Origin of the sequence: Winogradskyella pacifica (assembly GCF_013403915.1) — a bacterium.
GTDB classification, from domain to species: domain Bacteria; phylum Bacteroidota; class Bacteroidia; order Flavobacteriales; family Flavobacteriaceae; genus Winogradskyella; species Winogradskyella pacifica.
This window is the reverse complement of the sequence record NZ_JABFDI010000009.1, coordinates 117,908-143,890: the sequence shown is the minus strand read 5'-3', so window position 1 is coordinate 143,890 and position 25,983 is coordinate 117,908. Positions and strand designations below refer to the sequence as shown.

The window sequence follows — 25,983 nt, the reverse complement described above, 5'->3', positions numbered from 1 at the left end:
ATGACTAAATTTATACACAACTTTAAATTCCTTAAAGCAGCAAGCCTTATTCTTTTGATGATTTTTGCTACAACCGCATTACATTCACAAGCCTACACGAAAGAAGAACTACAAGATTCTATTGCTCAGCAGCCTTATTTTTCTATACACAAAGACAATTTTTTAGTTACAGGTGTACCTACCAATAAGTCAATAAATAGTGCCACAGCTAATGCGAAATATCAAATAAGTTTTAAACAAATTTTGACGCGAAGTAAATTACCGTTAGACACTTATTTGTTTTTAACCTACACTCAGAAGTCATTTTGGAATATCTATGAAGATTCGTTTCCATTTAAGGATATTAATTTTAATCCTTCTATAGCGATAGGTAAGTTTTTCTATGATAAAGAGAATCGTTTAAAAGGAGTAGGGACGCTATCTTTTGAGCATGAGTCTAACGGTAGAGATAGTATTGCCTCTCGTAGTTGGAACCGTATAAATGTAGAATATACTACTGGTATTTATAAAAATACAGTAGCTAGTTTTAAAGCTTGGTTGCCGTTTACTTATAAAGAAGGTAATCCAGATCTTTTAGAATACGTTGGGTTGGGGCAAATTAACGTGTCTCATACCTATCGACCAGATAAATTAATTTTTGATTTAAGATTGCGGAAAGGTTTAAATTTTGAAGGAAAAGGATCTGTTAGAGCACGAGTTTATTACAACCCATTTAGTAATAATATTTCTAATCAATACTTAATGTTAGAATGGTATGTTGGCCAAGCTGAAGGTTTGCTAAACTATCAACAATCACAAAGTATGATTAGAATTGGTTACGTTATTAGAACTAATGAGTTTAGATGGTTTAATGGAAGAAAAAAGTAAATAGCAAACCGCTTAATTTCCTTTAACACGTTTCCATAAATCTAACATCAATTGTTTACCGTCTCGCTGTGTTTTTTCTTGTTCAATAAAGCTCACATTTCCAAAGGAATCTACATCTATTAAATATTTAAACACAAAATTTTGAGATTGAGGTGCCATACTTAGTAATCCAAAACGAAGATCGTTAAAGTACAATTGGTCATCAACTTTATTAATGGTATACCAACCTTCCGAAATCGCAATCATACGTTTTACCTTTTCGTTTTCAACTAAGTCTCCTAATAATTCATGATTTTTAGGGTAGGCTTCAAACGTAATGTCTTTAGTGTCAAAAAAGGAATAAGTCCCCAATAAATAGGCGTTTTTCGTTTCCACATTCGCATTCCATAATATGGTGTTAAGTGGAGATGGTCGCGTGTCTAATTCATTGTAATCAATATTTTGCATTAGTAATTCGTCTTCAAAATGAGTTATTGCAACATCTTTTAAAATGAACGTTAAGGCTAAATATGCGGTACTGATTGTAAGACCAAGACCATTATATAGTCGGCGTTTTTCAGAAGTACGCTTTTGAAACATGGTCAAAATTAAAAACACTAAAAAGGGCAATGTATATAATGGGTCAATTACAAAAATGGTTTTAAAGGCCAATCTTAAATCTAAAGGCCAAAAGAATTGTGTACCCCAAGTGGTATGTGCATCTAACATCGGGTGCGTAATTAAAGCCCAGAAAAACAGCCATGACCAACCTTTAAAATCTTTATAGCTTTCATAGCGTGAGACGAGCCAACCAAAAATAGGGGCAAAGAGCAATGAGAATATAATAGAATGAGTAAAGCCACGATGAATGGCTAATGCAGAAACGGTATCCGTAAAGTGGGATGCAAAAATGTCTAAATCTGGTATAGTACCAGCAATAGCACCGTATAAAATAGCTTTATTTCCAACTTTTCTACCTAAAACGGCCTCGCCTACGGCAGCTCCTAAAACGATTTGTGTGAGTGAATCCATAATATGTTCAAAGATAATCTTTAGAATGAAAATACTACGAAAACTAGTTAAGATGTAAACGAGAATTTGGTACTTGCATTTTTAAATTTATAGAAGAAGGAGGTTGTTGTTTACATTGTGTATTGAAAAAAGATCAGATTGTTTGTGTGCTAATTGATTCTTAGTCACTCAGCCTAAATTCTCGCTTTTCATAGGAAATGTATTGTTGTTTTAAACTTTTTTTTGAACTTTCACCATTTGTGTGTCGCTTGAGTTTAAGTTTTTGATTTTGAGTTGTTTGATGGAGAGTTGATTTACTTATTTTAAAGTTGGAATAATGTTATAAAGAAAGTAAAAGTTTCTACTTTATTGAAGTATATTCACTATCTATAGTTGTAAAATGAATGATATTCTTTCTAAAAAAAGCACAAATAAAATAACAAGAAATTCTAATCTATAAGCATTAATTAATGTAAATAAAGTATGAGAAGTTTTGTAAAAAAATATGAAGTTTGGATATTTCTAATTCTTTGTCCTGTGGTAAACGTACCTTTTGTACAGGCAAGAATTGAAGGTTTTATTTCAGAATCTATATATATGACAGGTCGCTTTTGCATTCTATTATTTATTTTAATTTGCTTATTGCTGTATACTAGAGGGCTGAAAGGTGTAATTAATTTGTTTAAGCCTATGCTAACTTGGAAGGTTCATCCTAAATGGTATCTTTTAAGTTTAATTTTTCCATCAACAATAGCGCTTATTACATTGGTATTAAAAAGTACCTATTATGATGTTGAGGTTGATGCGTTCATTAGTATTAAAACCACAACTCTTAGGGCTTATCTCGCTTTCTTTGTTTGGGCTTTTCTAGGTGAAGTTGTATGGGTTAGTTATTGTATCCGAGAATTATCTAAAAGTATAAAGCCATTTTATGCAGGTCAAATTGTAGCTGTTTTTTGGACGTTATGGTTTATTCCTGTAATTCTTCTAGGTGAGGGTATTTTACCTGAAATCCCAATAGTATCTGCGTTTATTTTTATGTTTGGTGTTGCAGGAATGTGTGCTTTTATTTATAGTCATACTAAAAGTGGTATTTGTGTACTGCTATTACAATCTATGGTGAATTTAACTTTGGTATCATTCCCAATAGCGCCAACAAATGGAGGCGCACCTACATATACGACCTTTGGTATCATTTATTTTTTAACAATGTTAGGATTATGGGGTGCCGATTACCTTATAAAAAATAATAAAAAGAAGAAGCTGCAATTAAAACGCTCATAAATAATGTCTAATATTAATGTTTAAGCTTTTATTATGAAAGGAAAAATCAGGTCTGTTTTAGTTGGGTTTCTTACAAATACTGTTGGTAGTCTGCTTGTTACCTTACGCCCCCAAAAAGTGAAGCAATTATCAGAAAAAGGATTAACCCTAGTGTTGGGAGATAATTTAAGCTTATCTGAACGCTTAATGCGTAGAGCCATTCTTAAAAAAATTGAAAAGAATGAAGACCATGATCAGTTGGCGCAATTACATAAGACGTATTGGGCCAAGCAAGGAGATCATTTTGTAAACAACACAGAAGATAATTTAAAGAATATTCACTTGCCTGCTTATAAGGATACACTCGATGTTCTTAAAAATGAAATTTCAAATGCACCTATTGCATTCGAGAAATTAGTAGAAATAGGAACAGGTAATGGTAGTGTTTTAAATTACTTGTCATTAAATTATCCTGATATAAAAGATTTTATTGGAATAGACCTAAGTGAAGAACAAACCAAAATTAATCAAATCAACTATAAAGATAATTCTAAGTTGAAATTTATTGGTGGAGATGTTCTCGATTGGTTAGAAAATCAGCAACAAGGTAATTTTGTGTTTTTAACTTTTAGAGGAGTTTTAGAATATTTTACACAACAACAGCTCATTACTTTTTTTAAAAAACTAAATACTTTAGGTAATATTATATTCTATGCGATAGAACCTACGGATTCAGAGCATAATTATGAGACCAATCCAAACTCTAAAGTCTATGGAGTAGAAGGATCTTTTTCTCATAATTACGAAAAACTTTTTAAAGACACGGGATTCAACGTTTGGTATTCAGATGCGAAAAGTGAGTCAGGACACCCTTATATTATAAAAATTGTAGGGTCAAAAAACTTTTAATAATAATTTTCATTCAATCATTTTGAATGATAAATTCTTTAGAGGTTATTGAATAATAACATAATAATTAAAAATGAAGACAACGACATACGATGCTTTAAATAAAATAACCGCTTTAGAAAGGGAGCGCGTTGCCAATTTTATATTTACGCATTTAGAGAAATATGGTGACCCCATAACTGCTATAAAAAAGGCAATAGACTATGCTGTAAAAGATCGTCCTAGTTTAGGAGGTTATGTATTTGTAATGGAAGAGGAGGAGAAGATTGTAGGTGTTGTCGTTATCAATAAAACAGGAATGGATGAGTATATACCAGAGAATATTTTGGTCTACATTGCAACTCATAAAGACCATAGGAGAAAAGGCTTTGGGAAAAAATTAATGGAGTATGCTATTAGTAATTGTGAAGGTAGTATAGCCTTGCACTGTGAAAAAGATAATCCTGCCAAAATGCTATATGAAAAGTTAGGATTTACTAATAAGTATTTGGAAATGCGATTAGAAAAATAAAAGTTGCGACAACAAAAAAATGCTAAGTAGCTTAAGTATTAAGCATTAAGTAGTTTACGCTTTTTCAATCTATAGACAAAAACAAATTGCAATGGCAGAGTTAATTATACATTCAGAAAAAATAAAAGAAAATATTAAGTTTTTAAGTCATTATTTTGAAGCTCATAATATTGAATGGAGTTTAGTTACCAAAGTGTTTTCTGGAGATAATACTTTCATTAAGACGATTTTAACTAAAGATGTTATTGAAAAAATAAAATCGGTTAGTGACTCAAAATTAAGCAGTTTAAAAACCCTGAAAGCAGTATATCCTAATTTAGAAACTATTTATATTAATCCACCAGCATTAGCCCATGTTGATGATGTCATTGATTATGCTGATATTTCATTGAACACGTCGATTTCTACAATTGAAGCATTAAATGCGTCTGCAAAGCAAAAAAATCGGATTCATAAAATCATTATTATGATCGAATTGGGTGAATTACGCGAAGGCATAAATAATGAGGATGTTGTAGCATTTTATCAAAGTGTTTTCAATTTATCTCATATTGAAGTCGTAGGTATTGGTTCAAACTTAGGATGTATGTTTGGTATAGAGCCAAGCTATAATAAGTTAGAGCAATTGTCTTATAGTAAAGCGCTTATTGCTTCAAAATTCAATAAAAACCTAAAACTTATATCTGGTGGTACATCTATTACCCTTCCGCTAATTGAAGATAATTTAGTACCAAAAGATATCAATCACTTTAGGATAGGAGAGGCTGCTTTTTTAGGTGTTTGTCCATTAGAAGGACAACAATTTAAAGGCTTGCATAAAGACACATTTGAATTCTATGCAAATATTATAGAGCTCATTGAAAAAAATGTAGTGCCAGGAGATGTCATAACTGATTCTAACAACGGACAGGCAATTCATAATGATAGTAATCGTAGTACGCTTAAATCTTATAAAGCTATTTTAGACTTCGGTTTATTAGATGTGGATAAAAATGATTTAGAGGCTGAAGATAATTTTTTATTTGTAGGCGCAACTTCAGATATGGTCGTTATTGATGTGGGCGACAATAAAACAGAAGCAAATACAATAAAGTACAAGGTTGGAGATAAAATAAAGTTTAGACTAAACTATATGGCTGTTGCTCGGTTGTTAAGTTCCAAATTTATTCATAAAGTATATGTTTGAGTGTTAATATGAGAATGTGTTTCTAATAATACTTCTTGTATTTATCAAAGAAAATATAGAAATTTACTTACGTTTTGTTCTATAGCGTTAGGTTGTAAATTATCATCACTATATTTACTTAGAATGCTGTAATTGGAATATTTTTATGATAAAAAACCTTTATATTAGGGCTTTATTAGTCAGCAGGTTAATAGGTTTTAATGTTAGTTATATTTTTATGAATTAAATCGGTGTTCTTTAACAGAGAAAATTGTTTTATGACTAAAATTTTTCATCTAAATGAAGAATTACGTTAATTTTATTCTTCCCTAATAAAAACCCCCTCTGTTTTTAATATTAATTGATGTTAAAGAATTAGCTAAACGCTTAATTCTTTAAAAGTTATAATTTTATACTATGGATTTAACCAAACCAGAGATAGTTGAGTCATTAAGGGAGTTTAATAATACGGATGCTAAGTTTCCTATAGACAAAACAATTGTAGACTTATTTTTAATACAAGCAGAGAATACTCCTAACAATATAGCAGTTATTTTTGGTGCTAAAGAAATAAGTTTTAAAGAATTAGATGCTATTTCTAACCAATTTGCAAACTACTTAATAGCTAATCACAATATAGGTTTAAATGACTTTGTCGGTCTAATGATTGAGCGAAGCGAATGGATTGTAATAAGTATTCTTAGTATACTTAAAGTAGGTGCAGCCTATGTTCCCATTGATATTGAAGCTCCTCTTGTTAGGAAAGAATTTATTAAAAAAGATAGTAATTGTAAATTTACTATCGATGATTCAATTATTGAAGATTTTATCAATTCAAAAGAAAAATACAGTGATAAACTTCTAAGAGACGTAGGATCTAAATCTGATGATCTTGCTTATATCATGTACACTTCAGGTACCACAGGTAATCCAAAAGGTGTAATGATTAAACAAAGATCTGTTGTGAGTCTTATACTCGGCGAAACTCAAAATTATGGTTTAAATAGTACAGATAGAATATTACAATTTTCTAACTATTTTTTTGATGCCTCAATAGAACAAATATTTTTAGCGTTATTCAATGGTGCTACAACGGTAATTGTTGATAAGCAAACCATAAAAGATCATGCCGTTACAGATTTTATAAAAAAACATTCTATAACACACCTTAATAGCACACCTAGTTATCTCGAAACTATTGAGGGCTTATCTGAAATAAAATCACTTAAAAGAATTGTCGCAGGTGGCGAGACATGCTCGTTAACCTTAGCTCAAAAATTAAGCACAATATGTGATTTTTACAATGCGTATGGACTTACAGAGACTACGGTAACCTCGATGTTATACAAATATTCTTCCACTGATAACCATAATACTGTATTAACAATAGGAAAACCCATACAAAACACAAAAGTTTACATCTTGTCTAAAGATATGGAAATGTTACCTGTAGGTACTGCAGGTGATTTATACATGTCGGGTATAGGTTTGGCAAAAGGGTACTTAAACTTGCCAGAACTGACTACAAAAAGCTTTATTGAAAATCCATTTGAAGAAAATGATAGGATGTATAAAACAGGTGATTTAGCCAAATGGCTTCCTAATGGTACTATAGAATTTATAGGAAGGAAAGACGACCAAGTTAAAATTAGCGGTTATCGTTTAGAATTAGGTGAAGTAGAAGCGGCAATTAACACACTTCCAAATATTAAACGTGCCACTGTTATTTCTAGTAATCATACAGGTGAAGCAAAATTAGTAGCATATATAGAATCTGAAAATACGATAAAAGATTCGAATAGTGTACGCCATCAACTTTCTGAAATTCTCCCAGAATACATGATACCGTCGCTCATTATGTGGATAGACGATTTTCCTACAACAACAAATGGTAAAGTTGATAAAAAGAACCTGCCACTTCCAGAGTTTCAAAGATCTACTAATGCTCCACTTTTAAGAAAACCTAGAACTAAAATAGAGAAAGATATTGCAAAAATTTGGAGTAAAGCTTTGCATATACCACAGATTGGTATTGACGATAACTTTTTTGAAATGGGAGGTAATTCTCTCTTAACTCAAAAAGTGGCCGTTTTAATAGCTGAAAACCTTAAAGTAAAAGTACCAGTAACAAAGATTTATCAATATCCTACGATTGCTGGACTCGCTAATTTTTTTGAGTTAGATCAGAATAAATCGACATTTGCGCAATCAAAGCGAAAAAATAAGAGACATTCCAATAGTGATATCGCCATTATTGGAATGTCAGGACGTTTTCCAGGAGCTTCTTCAATAAATGAATTGTGGGAAGTTTTAAGAGATGGCAAAGAAACCATTTCATTTTTCACACCTGAAGAATTAGATAAAAGTATTCCCGAATCGATACGTAATAATCCACTTTACGTTGGTGCGAGAGGTATTGTGCCTTCAGCAAAAACGTTCGATGCTAAATTTTTTGGACTCAACCCTAAATTGGCATCTGCAATGGATCCTCAGCAGCGATTATTTCTAGAGATATCATGGGAGGCATTAGAACAATCTGGTTATTTACCAAATCTTTACGATGGTAAAATTGGTGTATTTGCAGGTGTTTATATCAACACATATTTTCTTAATAATGTATTTCCGAACAAAGAGTTGATGAGTCAAATCGGGGAAGTACAGGCCAATACAACTAATGACAAAGACTACATTGCAACACGTACAGCATACCATTTAAATTTAAAAGGACCAGCGGTAAGTGTACATTCGGCATGTTCCACGTCTTCATTAGCAATTGCTCAGGCTGTAGAATCTATACGTAATGGGCAATGTGACGTTGCTTTAGCCGGAGGAGCTAGTGTAACGTCGCCAATGAATAGTGGTCACTTATATCAAGAAGGATCGATGTTGAGTTCTAATGGACAGTGTCGATCTTTTGATGCTAATGGTACAGGAACTATGTTTTGCGATGGTGCTGGCGTGGTACTTCTTAAAAGTTTAGAGGATGCAAAACGCGATGGTGATATAATCCATGGTGTTATTAAAGGAATAGGTGTTAATAACGATGGAAGTGATAAAGGAAGTTTTACAGCTCCAAGTGTAGAAGGACAAGCAGGTGCTATAAACAGTGCGCAATTAGATGCAGGTATTAAACCTTCACAGGTAAGTTATATAGAAGCACACGGAACAGCAACTCCTCTAGGTGATCCTATTGAGATTGAAGGTCTTCGTTTGGCTTTCGGTGATCAAGAAACCAATGGGTATTGCGCCGTAGGTTCAATTAAAAGTAATATAGGGCACCTCACAGCAGCTGCAGGTGTGGCAGGATTAATTAAGACGACTTTAGCAATGAAGTACCGTCAGATTCCTGCTTCTTTAGGATTTGAAAACCCTAATCCATCCATAGATTTTGAAAATAGTCCGTTTTTTGTCAATAATAAGTTAAGACCTTGGGAATCTGAAACTCCAAGAATTGCAGGAGTGAGCTCTTTTGGAGTTGGTGGTACAAATGTGCATATTGTTCTAGAAGAATATGAAGCCAATGAAAAAGAAACAGATTCAGGTAGACCGTTACAATTACTAACATGGTCTGCTAAATCACAAAACAGTCAAGAGGGTTACCAAAAGGCGTTAGGTGATTATGTAAAGACGAATCCAGAAATAGCGCTTGCTGATACCGCGTATTCTTTAAATAAAACAAGAGATGTCTTTCAATATCGCAGTTTTGCCATAACAGGTAATGATGCTATAGAAGCTAGTCATTTGTTAAGTTCCGAGGATTCTAAAGCTGTTAAAAGCAATACATTGAAGGTTATTCCTAGTGAAATTGCATTTTTATTTCCAGGTCAAGGTTCACAATACTTGCAAATGGGTAAAGCGCTTTATGATAGCGAAACTGTTTTTAGAGAGGCCGTGGATTATTGTGCTGAACTTTTAAAAACGGAATTAAAATTAGACATAAGAAAAATTATTTATCCAGATGATAATAGCAGTGAGGCCGAATTACAATTAAAGGATACCAAGTTTACCCAACCAGCATTATTTGTTGTAGAGTATGCACTGTCACAACTTTGGATGAGCTGGGAAATTAAACCAACTTTACTTTGTGGACATAGTATTGGTGAATTTGTTGCGGCTCATTTAGCGGGTATTTTCACTTTGGAAGATGCATTACACTTAATAACAGTTCGTGGAAAATTGGTAAGTGAGTTACCTGGCGGAAGTATGTTATCGGTACGTACAAATATTGAAAGCCTTGAAGGATTACTGCCAGAGACATTATCAATTGCAGCTATTAACTCCGATCGCTTAATTGTTATTTCAGGACCTGATAAAGATGTAGAAGATTTTGCAAAAGTCTTAAATGATAAAGGTATTGCAAATATGCTTTTATTAACAAGTCATGCTTTTCATTCTACAATGATGGACCCTGTTTTAGGAGCTTTTGAGGAAGAGGTGAAAAAGGTGACTTTAAGCGTGCCGCGTTTACCAATTGTATCTACGGTTACAGGAGATTGGCTTACTGATGCTGAAGCAACAAGTTCTACATATTGGACGAACCATTTAAGAGAAGCAGTAAACTTTTCTGGCGCTATGGAAACGGTTTTAGGCTTAGAAGATCCTGTTTTATTAGAGATGGGGCCTGGTCGTGCATTAACAACCTTATCGATGCAAAAGAAAGGATTAAAATCCTTAGCTTCTATCGCTAGTTTAACTATTCCAAAGGAAGGCGAAAACGCTTACCATACCATATTATCTGCCTTAGGAGATTTATGGTTGAATGGTATAGAACCTAATTGGAAATCTTTTTATGATGGCCAAGCTAGACAAAAAGTTTGGTTGCCTTCTTATGTGTTTGATCGTAAGCCGTGTTGGTTAGACCCTCCAGTGGTAGATACTACGGTTAATGCTGTTACAGATATTAATACCGTTAAAAGTAATATCAAAATTGAAGAAAATATAATTATTGACCCCATACCGAATATCAATACTAAGATTATGAGAAAGCCTTTACTTCTTAAAAAAATATCAGATATCATTGAAGATAACTCAGGAATAGAAATTGAAGAAAATGAAGCAGATCAGAGTTTTTTAGAACTTGGTCTCGACTCGCTCGTTCTAACACAAATGGCTATTACGTGTAAGAATGAATTTAATGTACCTATAACATTCAGACAGCTTAATGATGAGTTTGGGTCACCTAATCTATTGGCCACGCATTTAGACAGCGTGTTGCCAGCAGATGCTTTTGCGCCAGTACAACAACAACAACAACAAGTACAGCAACAAGCACCAATTCAACAGTCAGCACCTAGTACCAATACCATACAAAATACTTATGTGGCACCTCAAAGAGATCAAAATCCGGCATTGAACCTTATTGCACAACAGTTGCAACTTTTAGGTCAACAACTGCAATTACTTCAGGGAGATGCAAATAATGCTCCTGCACCAGTTGTTTCAAATACACCTGAGGCTGAAGTGAAAAATAACACAAAGACCGTTTCGCCTTTAGTTAACTCTAATGATGATATTAGAACAGAAGAAGAAAAGAAAGAACATCAAAAACCTTTTGGAGCATCTCCTAAAATAGATAAACAATCTTCAGGATTAAGTAGTGACCAAAGCTTGTTTTTAAAGAATTTAACAGCAAGTTATAATGCTAAAACAGCTAAGAGTAAAGCTTATGCTCAACACCATCGTTCTAAAATGGCAGATCCAAGAGTTGTTTCTGGTTTTAAGCCATTAACTAAAGAGTTGGTCTATCCGTTGGTCATCGAAAAATCGTCAGGTAATAAACTTTGGGATTTAGATGGCAATGAATACATGGATATATTAAATGGTTTTGGGGCCTGTTTATTTGGTCATCAACCCGATTTTATAAAAGAAGCTTTACACCATCAAATAGAACAAGGTTTTGAGGTTGGTCCTCAACATCCATTAGCTGGTGAGGTTTGTGAACTACTTTGTGAATTTACTGGTCATGATCGTGCAGCGTTATGTAATACAGGTTCAGAAGCTGTGTTAGGCGCCATGCGTATTGCACGGACTGTAACAGGTCGCTCACTTATTGTAGCCTTTTCTAGTTCTTATCATGGTATTAACGATGAGGTTATTGTAAGAGGATCAAAAAAATTAAGAACATTCCCAGCGGCTCCAGGGATTCTTCCAGGTGCTGTTCAGAATATGCTAATCTTAGACTATGGAACCGAAGAAAGTTTAGCAATTATCAAAGAACGTGCTCACGAAATAGCAGCAGTACTTGTAGAACCAGTACAAAGTCGTAGACCAGAATTTCAGCCGATTGATTTCTTAAAGGAAGTAAGGGAAGTGACTACAGCATCTGATACAGTTCTCATTTTTGATGAAATTATAACCGGATTTAGAATGCATCCCGGTGGTGCGCAAGCCATATTTGGTATTGAGGCAGATGTTGCAACTTACGGAAAAGTGATCGGTGGAGGCATGTCTATAGGTGCAATATGTGGTAAAAGAAAATACATGGATGCGCTAGATGGTGGTTTCTGGAAATTTGGTGATGATTCTTTCCCCGAAATAGGAGTCACTTATTTCGCAGGTACATTTGTACGTCATCCTCTAGCTCTAGCGGCAGCAAAAGCGTCGTTACATCACTTTAAAAATAAAGGAATTGCGCTTCAAGATGGTTTGGCAGCACTAACAGAACGCTTAGCTACAGAACTTAATGGATACTTTAAAAATAATAGTCTTCCAATAGAAATCACCTATTACCGTTCTTTATGGCGACTTAAATTTTTAGAAGAGATTCCTTATTCAGAGTTATTCTTCGTGTTAATGCGAGAAAAAGGATTCCATATTTGGGATGGCTTTCCGTGTTATATGACAGAAGCATTTTCTGAAAATGATATCGATAAGTTAATTAAGAATATCGTTTTAAGTATTGAAGAGCTTATTGCTGTTGGAATTTTTAATTCAGAGTTAAATGGTCATAGTGGTGCTAAAATAGATGAAAATAATTATTCAACTAAAGAATTAAACAACCCGCCTGTTTCTAACGCGCGTTTAGGAATTGATGATAATGGTAACCCAGCATGGTTTGTTAAAGATGAAAAGAATGAAGGAGAATTTCTTCGTATAGAATTATAAGAGATAGAATTTAAATAATACGCCCAACCCGTTTTATAAAAATGATTTTACAACCAACTGATACTATAAATAAAAAAGCATTCAACCCTTTTGATGGACCAAAAGTTGAAAAGGTCATTTACGCTACCCAATCGCAAGCTGAAATTTGGATTGGTTGTAGATTAGGAGGTGAGGACGCTAATAGATCCTATAATGAGTCTGTTTCTATTGTCTTAAATGGTGATTTAGATAAATTAGCCTTAGAGGACGCTATAAGCCAGTTGATTAAGAGGCATGAGTCTTTGCGTGCTATATTTAGTACAGATGGACGTTTTATGACTGTCTTAGAAGAGGTGACTATTCCTTTAGATTTTGATGATATTTCTCACCTTACTGATTCCGAAAAAAAGAATAAAGTTGCTCAGTATATTTTAACAGATGCTAATAAAGTTTTTGATTTGGTTAGTGGACCATTATTGAGAGCAGGATTGATTAAATTAAACAAAAATGAGCATCAATTAGTACTAACCGCACATCATATAATATGCGATGGTTGGTCTACTGGTATTATGATTGAAGAATTGGGGTTGTTGTATTCTTCAAATGTATCTAGCGAGAATCTAAAAATTCCAGATCCCATACCATATAGTGATTATGCAGATGAACACCAACAGTTTTTAATTAGTGAGGAATTTCGTGACACAGAACAATTTTGGCTAAAGCAGTACCAGCCTAACGTACCAGAGCTAAATATGCCAACGAATTTTCCAAGGCCTGAGGTACGGAATTATAAAAGTGATCGCCTAGACTTTCCTTTAAATAGTGATTTATTAGCTAAGCTTAAAAAAACAGGTGTACGTGTTGGTAGTAGTTTTGTAACAACTTTAATGACTGCTTTTGAATTGTTTCTCTGTAAACAAACAGGGCAGAGTGATATTGTTTTAGGTTTGCCTGCAGCCGGACAAGCAGTCACAGGGAAAACACAATTAATAGGACATTGTGTTAATTTATTACCATTACGAAGTAAAGTTGTTTTAGATCAGCCATTTAATGCTTATCTAAAAAATCGCAAATCTTTAATGTTTGATGCATATGACCATCAACAATTAAGTTTTGGTCAACTACTTCAAAAATTGCCTATTGCAAGAGACCCGTCTCGTATTCCATTAGTACCCGTTGTCTTTAATATTGATATGGGGATGAGCAATCAAGTTTTTTTTAAAGATTTGACGTTTAAATTAAAGGCTAATCCTAGAACGTATGAAGCTTTTGAAATATTTTTAAATGCGAGTGGTTCAGAAGATGATTTTGTTTTAGAATGGCAATATAATGCATCTCTTTTTACTGGGGCAACAATTAAAAAAATGATGAATTCTCTAGAGGATATCATAGAAAAAATTGTAGAAAATCCAGAAAACTCTATTTCGGATATAATTAAAACGGATGATACTGATTATAAAAAACTAAACGCTACAGTTACCTCGTATTCTGATTTACCATTACATGAGTTATTGATAAAACAAGCTCAAAAATTTCATAATAAAAAGGCTTTAAAATTTACAGATACTGAGATTTCATATAGAGATTTAGAGCTACAAGTAAATCAATTAGCACACAGTTTAAAGTCAAAAGGAATAGCTAAAGGTGATTTTGTAGGTGTTTGTTTACCGCGTTCTATAGAGCTTGTCGTTAGCTTATTGGCTATTATGAAATGCGGAGCAGCGTACCTGCCCTTAGATCCAAATTATCCTAATGATCGTTTAAATTTTATGATAAACGATTCTGAATCCAAAGTTTTAATAACCACACAAGGATTAGCTTCAAAATTAGAAACAACAGCATCAACACTACTAATAGAAGACTTGTTTTCAAATTTGAATGAATTCTCACAAGATTCATTAAATGTTGAGGTTAATCAAAATGATATAGCATACTTACTTTATACATCTGGTTCTACAGGAAAACCAAAGGGAGTACAAGTTTCTCATAAAAATTTAGTTAATTTCTTAAGTAGCATGGCCAAAGAGCCTGGTATTAAGGAATCTGATAGATTATTATCAATAACAACTATTTCTTTTGATATTGCCGGTTTAGAATTATTTCTTCCCCTTTTAAAAGGAGCTGAATTAATTATTTCTGATGATGATACCGCAAAAGATGGTCGTTTAATGTTAGATCTTCTTAAAAAAGAAAATATTACCATAATGCAGGCAACACCTACAACATGGCAAATGTTATTAGATTCGGGATGGGAAACTGCTTTTCCTTTAAAAGCATTATGTGGAGGAGAATCTTTACCTCTAGCTTTATCAAAAAAGCTTCTAAACAAGGTTGATGAACTTTGGAATGTGTACGGCCCAACAGAAACTACAATTTGGTCTGCCGTAAAACAAATTAAAGCGGATGATGATTTAATTACTATCGGTAAACCTATAGCTAATACGCAATTGTATTTACTTAATGACCAAAACATGTTAGTAAGTCCAGGTGCGATTGGAGAGTTATGTATTGCAGGTGATGGTGTTTCTATGGGATATTGGAAACGATCAGATTTAACTGCAGAAAAATTTATTCCAAATCCATTTGAAACGACTTCAAATAAAATATTATATCGTACCGGTGACTTAGGAAAATTACTTCATACAGGTGAAGTTCTGTGTTTAGGGCGTATAGACGATCAAGTTAAAATAAGAGGGCATCGTATTGAGTTAGGCGAAATAGAAGAGGTTATGAATACACTAGAAGATATTGAATCTTCGGTTGTAATGATGGATGGAGAACAATTAAAAGCATTTGTCATCGCAAGTCCATCCTATAGTCCTTCAGAGAATTCAGATCAAAAATGGAAAACTAATTTAAAAGCCTTGTTACCGTCTCACATGGTACCTCAAAAAATAAACCTTATTAATGAGTTTCCTAAAACGCTAAACGGTAAAATTGATCGTAAAACTTTATTAAAAAACTCAACGTTATCTATAAATAATTCTGAGGAACATACAGCACCTAGGACAATTGTTGAGCAATTAGTTGCGGACATATGGGAAGACTGTTTAAAGATTAAAAACATTAGTATTTACAGTAACTTTTTTGAGCTTGGTGGTCATTCGTTAATCGCCGTACGAGTAATGTCTCTTTTAGAAAAAGAAACAGGAAAAAGATTACCACTGGCTGCTTTAATGACCCATTCTACAATAGAGAAATTGGCGCTTTATCTAGATATGGATCAAAATTCTATAACATGGAATTCATTAGTACCTATACAGCCAAAAGGAAAAAAAGAACCATTGTACTTGGTGCATGGAGCAGATCATAATGTGATGATATTTAAATTGTTATCTAATAATTTAGATGCAGATCAACCTGTGTATGGCCTTCAGGCTAAAGGTCTTAATGGTATAGATGAGCCACTAGGTACAGTTGAAGAAATGGCGACACATTATATTTCAGAGATTATTAAATCTAATCCTAAAGGACCTTATACTTTAGCTGGTTATTCCTTTGGTGGAGTCATTGCTTTTGAAATGGCAAGACAATTATTAGCACAAAATAAGGATGTTAAAAGGGTGGTGTTATTAGATAGTTATGTGTACCCACATTATTACAGTTCTAACACTACTGCAAAGAAAATAGCTAAGACCAAATACAGAATGGCAATGGCTGTTTTTATGACTAAAACAATGTTTAGTAATAAGGCAAATTTTGATCGGAGAATTCAATTGTTTAAAGGTGGTATTAAGAACAGCTATTTAAAGCTGAAATTAGGAAAAGAAAATCAGCATAAGCTAGTTAAGAGTTGGCCCTATAAGTTAGATCAGATGCACAATAAAGCTGTAAATAATTATCAAATTTTACCACTAGCTATTAAAGTCGATCTATTAAGAGTCGCTGAGAATGATATTTTTTATGCGCATGATACAGAGTTACTAGGTTGGGAACCAATAGCGACCAAAGGTGTTAATAAGCATCAAATCCCAGGAAATCATATTAACATGCTTTCACCACCAAACGATAAAAAATTAGGACGAATCTTACAAAATATATTAGATAGTTAACATGAAAATATCTGAAGGAAATAGTTCATTAAAAGCCTCAGACCTTTCTAATTCTGAAAACAACGTCACGTCTTATTCTTTGGTTCCTATTAGAGAAAATGGTCATAAAGAGCCACTTTTTATTGTACATGGTGCTGATTATGATATTTTAAAGTTTAATAGTTTAGCTAATGTTTTAGACGATGATCAGCCCGTTTACGCTTTGCAAGCTAAAGGGTTGAAAGGAGATGTAAAGCCACATGAAACAGTAGAAGCTATGGCATCTCAATATATCTCAGAAATTACTCATATAACTAAAGAAGGACCTTATGCATTAGCAGGCTTCTCGTTTGGAGGCATTATCGCTTTTGAAATGGTAAAACAATTGAAGGCTTCAGGGAAACATATTAAAGGCTTATTTTTATTTGATAGTTATGTCTATCCAAGTTACTTCTATTCACACCCCAAAAAGAAAAAAATAGTCTCTTTATTGTATGCGGTAGGACAATTAGGTTTTATGGGCCTAAACATGTTTAGCAGTGTTTCTAATTTTAAACGTAGGGTTAACTTATTGAAAATAAAATTTTCTGGCTTATATTTAAAACTAAAACATGGAAGTGAAAAACAATACCAATTACAGTTTAATCGCTCCGCAACAATTGATGAGATGCATACGTTGGCTTATAAAAGATACCATATAATTCCGCAAAATATAAAAGTAGAATTGTTTAGGTCGACTAATAAAATATACTTTGCGCACGACTACAAATATTTAGGTTGGAAAAAAATAGCCTTAAGAGGTGTTCAAAATCATATATTACCAGGAAATCATTCTCAAATGTTTTTATCACCTGTTGTTGAAGAATTTGGTAAAACACTTCAAACACTTTTAAATAATGAAGATTAAGAATTTAGAAAGTCGTTTGTTTTGTGGATTGTCTAAGGTTGTGCAGGCACAAGGTGAGGCTTCAGTATATGACAATTCAGTTATTAAATTATTTAAAATAGAATTGTCGCAATACTATAATATTATAGAGGTTTTATCAAAATTTTTATCACCACAAGAAGTTCTAAGAGCGCAGAGATATCATCAATTAAGAGATTCAAATCGATTTATTATCTGTCGAAGTTTTCTTAAAATTTTAATTGCGAAACAGAAAAGTATAGAGGTATCACAAGTCTATTTTGAAAAAGGAGAGAACCATAAACCGTATTTTCCATTAGATAAAACGTTGTTTTTTAATGTCTCTCACGCAGGTGATTTTGCAATTATTGCCTTTGGTAATTGTGAGTTAGGAGTTGATATAGAAAAAATAGATCAACACTTTGATTATTCTGAAATTATTCCAGTGGTCTACGATATTATCGAAATAGACACTATTCAGAGCAGTAAAGACAGTAGATCTATGTTTTATAAATTTTGGACTCGAAAAGAAGCGATTGTTAAAGCCATAGGAAAAGGTATTGATGAGGATTTAATTAAAATCCCTGTTACAGATGGTTTCCACAATATATTGAGTGCATTGGTCTGTAATTTTAAAAATGTAAGTGTTATAAGTTTCAAAGTAAACGAAAATCATATAGGAGCATTAGCGCTAACAAATGAAACTTTAAGTAACGCTAATATAGCGTTCTATCCGAGTCCAACAGTAGATGAAATAAGGAGTTTAATTTAGTCTTAAGTATATTATATATTGGTTAGCAATAAAAAATTAAGTTAGATATGAGTAAATTTTCAGAAATAATAAATCAAGAGCAGCCCGTTTTAGTTGATTTTTTCGCCGATTGGTGCGGACCTTGTAAAATGTTGAGTCCAATTTTAAAACAAGTAAAAGATAAATTGGGTGATGGTATTACTATATTAAAAATAGATGTTGATAAAAATCAAGCTTTGGCTTCAAAATATCAAGTGAGAGGAGTGCCAACAATGTTATTATTTAAAAATGGTAAGCAAGTTTGGAGACAATCGGGTGTACTTCAAGAAAGTGATATTATTAATGTGATTAATACACATTAATTAAAGTTGGTTTTACTGATAAATGTCATAATTAAATTAAGCTGCGTACTATATTTTTGTTGTAATAATTTAAACACATGATTATGATTAATACTGCAGTGACACTTGTTAATAATTGGAATAACGGAGTTGTAATGATTGCTATTTTTGCATTAGTATGTCTGACTTTAGTTGGAGTTGTTCTTAAAATGATGATGAGCGGAAAACCTAAAGATGACGATTCAATAGAAAGATAATTATAAATGCAATCATTTGAAAAACTGTGGCTATCTAAAGTGATTTAGGTGGCCTTTTTATGTCGCAAAAGTTGCGTAGTTATTGGCTTTTCATTCGTATTTTTATAGTCTAAAATCCAGATATGGAAGACATGATCTTTTACGATAGATTGCAATTTGCATTTACTATCACATTTCACTACATTTTTCCGCAATTAACCATGGGACTATCGTTGATGATCGTCTACTTTAAATGGAAATTTCTTAGAACTAAAATTGATAAATATAACAATGCAGCAAAATTTTTCATGAAAATTTTTGCTATTAATTTTACCATGGGTGTGGTAACAGGGATTCCGATGGAGTTTCAATTTGGCACCAATTGGGCAAAATTTTCAGAGTTAACAGGTGGCATTATTGGACAAACTTTAGCCATGGAAGGTATGTTCTCCTTTTTTCTAGAATCGTCGTTTTTAGCGCTATTCATTTTTGGTGAAAAGTTAATGGGGCAGAAGCTACACTTTCTAACAGGCTTTTTAGTATTCTTGGGCTCTTGGGCAAGTGGTTGGTTTATCCTCGCTACTAATGCTTGGATGCAACACCCTGTTGGATACGAAATTTTAGACAATGGAAAATTTGTATTAGAAAACTTTTCTGCTCTTTTTACAAACCCTTGGTTATTGCCTGCTTTTCTACATAATCAAATGGCATCGGTTGTAACGTCCGCTTTTGTGATGTCTAGTATAGGTGCGTTTTATATCTTAAGAAACAAACATTCAGAATATGGAAAATTGTTTTTAAAAACAGGTGTGGTATTTGGACTTATTTCTAGTGTGTTAGTTGCTTTTCCGACAGGAGATTGGAATGCTAAAAACGTTGCAAAATACCAACCAGGAACATTTGCAGCTATGGAAGGCATTTTTGAAACCGAAGAAGCAGGGGCCGAAATCGTTCTAATAGGACAACCTAACATGGTCGAAAAAAAGTTAGATAATAAGATTGCAGTTCCTAATATATTAAGCTTTTTAACCTATCAAGAATGGCACAAACAAATTCCTGGTATGGATCAGTTTGATGCCGATGAATTGCCAGATAATATACCTGCCTTATATTATTCGTATCACATAATGGTTGGTCTAGGAACTATATTTATTGGTGTTATGGCTTTAGCGTTGTTCTTTTTATGGCGAAAAAAACTCTACAATATCAAACCACTACTTTGGACAATCATGTTTTTAGTGCCCTTTCCATATATCGCAAACATTACGGGGTGGTACACAGCAGAACTGGGTAGGCAACCGTATTTAGTTTACGGCTTATTAAGAACAAGCGATGGTATTTCGCCTACAGTATCATCTGGTAATACCTTATTTACATTATTAGGTTTTGTTGCTTTATATATGTTACTAGGTTTATTATTTCTAGTCTTAGTAGGCAAAACAATTAACGAAGGTCCAACGCCTAAAACACATTAATTATGGAAATATTTTGGTACATCGCGGTAGGAATTGTTTTAACTGTATTTTTTATTTTAGATGGTTATGATTTTGGTGCCGGCATCATTCATTTGTTCTTTGCTAAAAAAGAAGAGGATAAAGAGGTAATTACAAAGTCTGCAGGGTTATTTTGGGATTCTAATGAAGTTTGGTTAGTGGCAGCTGGCGGAATGCTTTTTATGGCGTTTCCCACATTTTATGCCTCTGTTTTTAGTGGCTTTTATCTGCCTTTAATAATTGTTTTATGGCTAATTATTTTTAGAGCTATTGGCTTAGAATTTAGAGGACAGTTTAAATATCAAATGTGGAAAGATATTTGGGATAAATCCTTTGGAGTTTCTAGCTTGTTATTAGCCTTGTTTTTCGGTATCGCTTTGGGTAATATTGTTAGAGGAGTCAATTTAGGAAGTGTAGAAAACGGAGTTTCCGCTCATGAAGGGCATTATTTTTTCTTGCCTTTATGGGATAGTAGTTTTAGTCCGTTAACAGAGCACCCTGGAGTTATAGATTGGTTTACAATTATTATAGGATTTATTGCTGTAGTCACCTTAACAATTCATGGTGCTAATTGGGTGATTTTAAAAACGAATTCCTCAATCAATTCAAAGCTAAAAAGTGTTATTTTTAAGTTGAATATCGCGCTTGCTGTGCTGACATTATTCTCATTATATGTATGGCAAATAGTGAACCCTAATTCATTAGATAATTTTATTCATAAGCCTTATTTATTAGTGTTTCCTTTTATTTATATAATAGGATTAGTAGGGTTGTTTTTTATAAAAAAAATCAAAAAAGATAGTCATGCTTTTGTATTGTCAACCTTATTAATATTGGGAGGAATCACATCGTCATTGGCATCATTATTTCCTGTAATATTACCTTCTATTAATGATACTCACGAGGATTTAACCATATACAATACAGCTGCATCAGAATATGGTTTGTCTGTGGCTATGACTTGGGGAATTATTGGTTTTATTCTTCTTTTTGTATATATGATTATTCAAAAAAGATTAATGGGTGGGAAAATAGATCACATGGATTATGGACATTAATAAAATGTTGTTATTATGACAGGCACTTTAATTTCATTAATTAGTATTCTGGTAGGAATAATTGCTGCGAATCTATTCGGTTATTTTAATAAAAAATATACGTTTGGGTTTAAGGGAAATACTTTAATTGGCGTTTTTGGAAGTGTTTTATTAATCAAGTCTTTTGGCAGATTAGGTTTTGATCCTTGGTCTATAATGAATAATGGGGATTTTGATGGACTTCGATTATTGATTAATATAGTAGTATCTGCATTGGGAGGTCTTTTAGGACTTGTATTTGCCAAATGGATTTACTTAAAAATGAATAAAAAACCAGAGAACTAATTGTGCTGTCTCTATTATAAAGATTCCGACCTTACGATTTGAATTCCTTTAGCAATCATTTCTTTTTTAAGCGTTTCAAATTCTTTAGTATCTAGAGCTTTAGAAGCATCATCAATAAAATAGCAAGAAAAACCTTCCTGCAAGGCATCAATTATTGAAAAGTAAACACAAATATCCGCCGCTAAACCACAAACATACAATTGGGTGATTTCTTTTTCTTTTAAATAACCTGTTAATCCGGTTGACTTTAAATGGCCATTATCATAAAAGGCACTGTAACTATCAATAGTTTTATCTGTTCCTTTTCTAAAAATAGCTTCAAATTTTTCGGTATTTAAACCGGGATGAAATTTTGCGCCTTCTGTGCCTTGCACGCAGTGATCTGGCCATAAGATTTGTGGTTGATTATGAATTTCAATCACATCAAAATTAGATTTTCCTTCGTGATTGCTAGCAAAACTTATATGATCTTTTGGGTGCCAATCTTGTGTGCCAATTACCAAATCAAATTTATCTCGAATCTTATTAATTACAGGTACAATTTCATCTCCATTGGGAACAGGAAGCGATCCACTTGGCATAAAATCATTCTGTACATCAATTATCAGTAGCGTTTTCATCAGTAGATTTTTTATTTTGAATTGATTTGTTAGACTCGTTTAGAATTTATGTTTTTTTATTAAAGTATCACGTTCTTTCTTAAGTGTTGAGCTAAGTCCGATTTTGTAAATATGTGGATTTTGAAAACGTTTGTATTCATTAGGAAGTTGTTCTAAACGCGATTGAGAATATTTCGAAATTTCAGTCACGGTTCGAGATGGAACTATTCGTTTTCCATTTTTCATGACTTGTTCAAGCAACGGTTCATGTTTAAAAGAATTAAGGTCTAAACTTTTTGTTGTATCAAAAGGGTGTTCCATAAGATCAACGTCGCCTTCAGAAAAAAGTGCTATCGCATCAGCACCGTAAAACATGCCATTGTCGTCTATCATTCGGTAAACTTGCTTTTTAAATGGTAGCGATGTTTTAATAATATTTTCAGAAAGTTTAATTCTTGGTGTATCATTATATTCTGCTAATTTATAAACACCGTCCATGGCAGCATCTGGTTTTCCGGTGACTAGGTTTGTGCCCACACCAAAAATATCAATAGGTGCACCTTGTTCTTTCAAACTTTTTATGACATATTCATCCAATTGGTTCGATGCTACAATTTTTACGTAACCTAAATTAGCATCATCGAGGATAGCACGCGTTTTTTTAGATAGATACGCTAAATCACCACTATCTAAACGTACGCCTAGCAATCGCTCTCCTTGTATCTCCATTTCTTTGGCCACAGTTATGGCGTTTGGTAGTCCGCTTTTAAGCGTATTGTAGGTGTCAATTAAGAGGACACAATTTTCTGGTCGCATTTTAGAAAAATCTCGAAAAGCTTGTAATTCCTCGTCATAACTTTGTATAAAAGAATGTGCCATGGTGCCAGACGAAGGTATATTATAATCCTCAGCAGCCTTAACATTACTTGTGCTGTCAAACCCACCAATTGCAGCTGCTCTAGAGGCATAATAGCCACCAGTAGCATGTGCACGACGTAAGCCCATATCTAATAGAATTCCGTCTTTAGCGCTAAATCTTATTCTACTAGCTTTTGTAGCAATTAAAGTTTGAAAATTAAGAATGTTTAGTAAAAGCGTCTCAATAATCTGAGCTTCTATAATATTAGCCTCCACTTGTAAGATAGGTCGGTTGGGAAACACCACATCACCTTCTTTACTCGAATAAATGTTTCCTTTAAAGCGGAAGTTCTTTAAATAATCTAGAAAATCGCTTTCAAACCCTTTTTGTTTTAAATATGAAATATCTGATGATGAGAACTCAAGGGTTTCAAGAATTTCCAAAACATCTTCTAGTCCTGCAAAAATAGAATAACCACTTTTAAATGGATTATGTCGAAAATAATAATCGAAGACCGCTCGTCCATCGGGTTTAGTGCCAAAGTAAACTTGAGCCATTGTGATTTGATAGAGGTCGGTATATGCAGCTGTAATATTCATAAGAATCTAGATTATATCTTTAAAAGATATCCAAAAAGTGAAAAGATGTCTTGTTAAGAATTTTAAAAAAAAATAAGAGAATAAATTTAAGGATATTTTGCCATTCGGAAAGGGAAGAACTAATAAAGATTACGCATATCTGAAACTATTTTAGTAAAGTGAGGTTTTCGGGAAGTGGGATGGAATTTCTTAATTTTGTTAATTTTATATATGAAGTGTAACAAATTAAATCCATTTGCGTCATATAAATGTAAAATCATCAATTATGGAATCAAATTATCACACGCTTAAACGCACAGACAATCAATTATTAGTTATAACACATTTATCGCAATTATTAACTTATGTTACAGGTTTTGGAGGGCTATTAGCACCTTTAATTATTTGGGCAACTCAAAAAGATCAAGTTGAAGGTATGGATGCTCATGGAAAATCTATTCTGAATTTTCAATTAAGCATGCTTATCTATTCTATAATTAGTATTCCGTTAATCTTTGTTGTTGGATTGGGAATTTTAACCTTAATATTAGTTGCTATTTTGGCATTTGTTATGCCAATTATAAATGCAATAAAAGCTAGTAACGGAGAATTACCAAGCTATCCATTGTCTCTTAATTTTATTAGTTAGTAGTTAAAGATATGGAAAGTAAAAGGCTCACCAATTGGTGAGCCTTTTTGTATTGAATTAAGTTGCAAGAAATAAGCTCTTAATTATTCAACATCACTGGCATAACAAGCATTGTAACATGCTCACCTTCATCTAAACCATCAATTGGCGTTAAAATACCAGCTCTATTTGGTAAACTCATTTCTAACTGAACGTTATCTGAGTTTAAGTTATTTATCATTTCTGTTAAGAAGCGCGAGTTAAAACCAATTTGCATATCATCACCTTGGTAATCACATGTTAAACGCTCTTCTGCTTTGTTTGAGTAATCGATGTCTTCCGCAGAGATGTTTAATTCTGCACCAGCGATTTTTAAACGAATTTGATGCGTTGTTTTGTTAGAGAAAATACTAACACGACGTACAGAGTTTAAAAATTGTGTTCTATCTATTACTAATTTATTTGGGTTCTCTTTAGGAATTACCGCTTCGTAATTAGGATATTTTCCATCGATTAAACGACAAATTAATACTGAGTTTTCAAAAGTAAACTTGGCATTAGATTCGTTGTATTCTACTAATACATCATCATCACTTCCTGATAAAATACCCTTTAAAAGATTTAAAGGCTTTTTAGGCATAATGAATTCTGCTGTTTCAGTTGCGCTAACATCGTTTCTAGTATATTTTACCAATTTATGAGCATCCGTTGCTACAAAGGTTAAATTATCTTGAGAAAACTGAAAGAATACACCACTCATTACTGGTCTTAAGTCATCATTACCAGCAGCAAAAATTGTTTTACTAATTGCTGTTGCTAAGATGTCTCCCATAATGGTTGTTGTACTAGCATCTTCAATAGATACAGCATTTGGAAATTCTGCACCATCAGCATAAGCTAAAGCATATTTACCATGATTAGAGCTAATTTCTACCGTATTGTTTTCTTCAACAACAAAGGTTAAAGGTTGCTCAGGAAATGTCTTTAAGGTATCTAAAAGTAATCTTGCAGGTAACGCAATGCTGCCTTCAGAATCACTTTCAACATCAATTGTTGCAGACATTGTCGTTTCTAAATCACTAGCCGAAATCGTTAATTTTGATAGGCTTAGTTCAAATAAGAAATTATCTAAAATAGGTAGTGTATTACTGTTATTAATAACCCCTCCTAATACTTGGAGCTGTTTTAATAAATAGGTACTTGAAACAATGAATTTCATGTGTTATATCTTAATTGTTTTGTATCCGACACAAAGAACACCTTAATGAAAGTTTAATATAAAATCTGACCTCATTTGGTTAGATGTTTCATGCTGAATAGATGTGTTTTATACTTTTAATTGGTATTACAAATATATCCTAATAGAAGGGTTTTTTAAAACAAACTTATTAAC

General features: G+C 33.0%; 19 protein-coding genes. 15 read left to right on the top strand and 4 right to left on the bottom strand.

The genetic code is table 11. From position 1 onward, the window contains the following. Entirely contained in the window at positions 1-867 is an 867-nt protein-coding gene (locus HM984_RS10010; protein ID WP_179349062.1) for a phospholipase A, read from the top strand. 12 nt (positions 868-879) lie between these two features. Here the strand turns inward: HM984_RS10010 and HM984_RS10005 are convergent, their stop codons facing one another. Beyond that, on the bottom strand, positions 880-1,878 hold the full coding sequence (locus HM984_RS10005) for a metal-dependent hydrolase (protein WP_179349061.1): 999 nt from the start codon (positions 1,876-1,878) through the stop codon (positions 880-882). A 462-nt stretch (positions 1,879-2,340) separates the two neighbouring features. Here HM984_RS10005 and HM984_RS10000 point away from each other — a divergent pair, with 462 nt between their 5' ends. From HM984_RS10000 to HM984_RS09940, 13 genes are all read left to right on the top strand, one after another. Further along, complete coding sequence (locus HM984_RS10000; RefSeq protein ID WP_179349060.1) at positions 2,341-3,141, top strand: hypothetical protein; 801 nt, start codon at positions 2,341-2,343, stop codon at positions 3,139-3,141. Positions 3,142-3,174: 33 nt separating this feature from the next. Further along, positions 3,175-4,029 (top strand): class I SAM-dependent methyltransferase, encoded by an 855-nt coding sequence (locus HM984_RS09995; protein WP_179349059.1) that lies wholly within the window; start codon positions 3,175-3,177, stop codon positions 4,027-4,029. Positions 4,030-4,102: 73 nt separating this feature from the next. Continuing rightward, on the top strand, positions 4,103-4,540 hold the full coding sequence (locus tag HM984_RS09990; protein WP_115808490.1) for a GNAT family N-acetyltransferase: 438 nt from the start codon (positions 4,103-4,105) through the stop codon (positions 4,538-4,540). A 91-nt stretch (positions 4,541-4,631) separates the two neighbouring features. Continuing rightward, a complete protein-coding gene (locus HM984_RS09985) occupies positions 4,632-5,726 on the top strand; it encodes an alanine racemase (RefSeq protein ID WP_179349058.1) in 1,095 nt (364 codons plus the stop codon). Between the two features lie 396 nt (positions 5,727-6,122). Continuing rightward, positions 6,123-12,809: a polyketide synthase gene (locus HM984_RS09980; RefSeq protein ID WP_179349057.1), complete on the top strand. Its 6,687-nt coding sequence runs from the start codon at positions 6,123-6,125 to the stop codon at positions 12,807-12,809. Between the two features lie 41 nt (positions 12,810-12,850). After that, positions 12,851-16,840, top strand: a complete 3,990-nt coding sequence (locus HM984_RS09975) for a non-ribosomal peptide synthetase (RefSeq protein ID WP_179349056.1) — start codon at positions 12,851-12,853, stop codon at positions 16,838-16,840. Between the two features lies 1 nt (position 16,841). Beyond that, on the top strand, positions 16,842-17,726 hold the full coding sequence (locus HM984_RS09970; protein ID WP_179349055.1) for a thioesterase domain-containing protein: 885 nt from the start codon (positions 16,842-16,844) through the stop codon (positions 17,724-17,726). Further along, complete coding sequence (locus HM984_RS09965; RefSeq protein WP_179349054.1) at positions 17,716-18,495, top strand: 4'-phosphopantetheinyl transferase family protein; 780 nt, start codon at positions 17,716-17,718, stop codon at positions 18,493-18,495. Before HM984_RS09970 ends, HM984_RS09965 begins: the two co-directional genes overlap by 11 nt. Before the next feature lie 47 nt (positions 18,496-18,542). Further along, positions 18,543-18,836, top strand: coding sequence for a thioredoxin (gene trxA / locus HM984_RS09960; protein WP_115808496.1), 294 nt, complete (start codon positions 18,543-18,545; stop codon positions 18,834-18,836). Between the two features lie 83 nt (positions 18,837-18,919). Next, positions 18,920-19,072, top strand: a complete 153-nt coding sequence (locus HM984_RS09955) for a hypothetical protein (protein ID WP_179349053.1) — start codon at positions 18,920-18,922, stop codon at positions 19,070-19,072. Between the two features lie 122 nt (positions 19,073-19,194). Continuing rightward, positions 19,195-20,526, top strand: a complete 1,332-nt coding sequence (locus HM984_RS09950) for a cytochrome ubiquinol oxidase subunit I (RefSeq protein ID WP_115808497.1) — start codon at positions 19,195-19,197, stop codon at positions 20,524-20,526. A 2-nt stretch (positions 20,527-20,528) separates the two neighbouring features. Further along, positions 20,529-21,602, top strand: a complete 1,074-nt coding sequence (gene cydB, locus HM984_RS09945) for a cytochrome d ubiquinol oxidase subunit II (RefSeq protein WP_179349052.1) — start codon at positions 20,529-20,531, stop codon at positions 21,600-21,602. A 15-nt stretch (positions 21,603-21,617) separates the two neighbouring features. Further along, on the top strand, positions 21,618-21,926 hold the full coding sequence (locus HM984_RS09940; RefSeq protein ID WP_179349051.1) for a hypothetical protein: 309 nt from the start codon (positions 21,618-21,620) through the stop codon (positions 21,924-21,926). A gap of 14 nt (positions 21,927-21,940) precedes the next feature. Here HM984_RS09940 and pncA read toward each other — a convergent pair whose 3' ends face one another. Together pncA and HM984_RS09930 are read right to left on the bottom strand one after the other, a co-directional pair. Then, a complete protein-coding gene (gene pncA / locus HM984_RS09935; protein WP_179349050.1) occupies positions 21,941-22,546 on the bottom strand; it encodes a bifunctional nicotinamidase/pyrazinamidase in 606 nt (201 codons plus the stop codon). 39 nt (positions 22,547-22,585) lie between these two features. Next, the gene (locus HM984_RS09930) at positions 22,586-23,983 is read right to left on the bottom strand and encodes a nicotinate phosphoribosyltransferase (RefSeq protein ID WP_179349049.1); all 1,398 of its coding nucleotides are present in this window, start codon (positions 23,981-23,983) and stop codon (positions 22,586-22,588) included. Between the two features lie 265 nt (positions 23,984-24,248). Here HM984_RS09930 and HM984_RS09925 point away from each other — a divergent pair, with 265 nt between their 5' ends. Then, positions 24,249-24,611, top strand: a complete 363-nt coding sequence (locus tag HM984_RS09925; RefSeq protein ID WP_115808502.1) for a DUF4870 domain-containing protein — start codon at positions 24,249-24,251, stop codon at positions 24,609-24,611. Positions 24,612-24,690: 79 nt separating this feature from the next. Here the strand turns inward: HM984_RS09925 and dnaN are convergent, their stop codons facing one another. Next, on the bottom strand, positions 24,691-25,809 hold the full coding sequence (gene dnaN / locus HM984_RS09920) for a DNA polymerase III subunit beta (RefSeq protein ID WP_020896601.1): 1,119 nt from the start codon (positions 25,807-25,809) through the stop codon (positions 24,691-24,693). Positions 25,810-25,983: the final 174 nt, after the last annotated feature.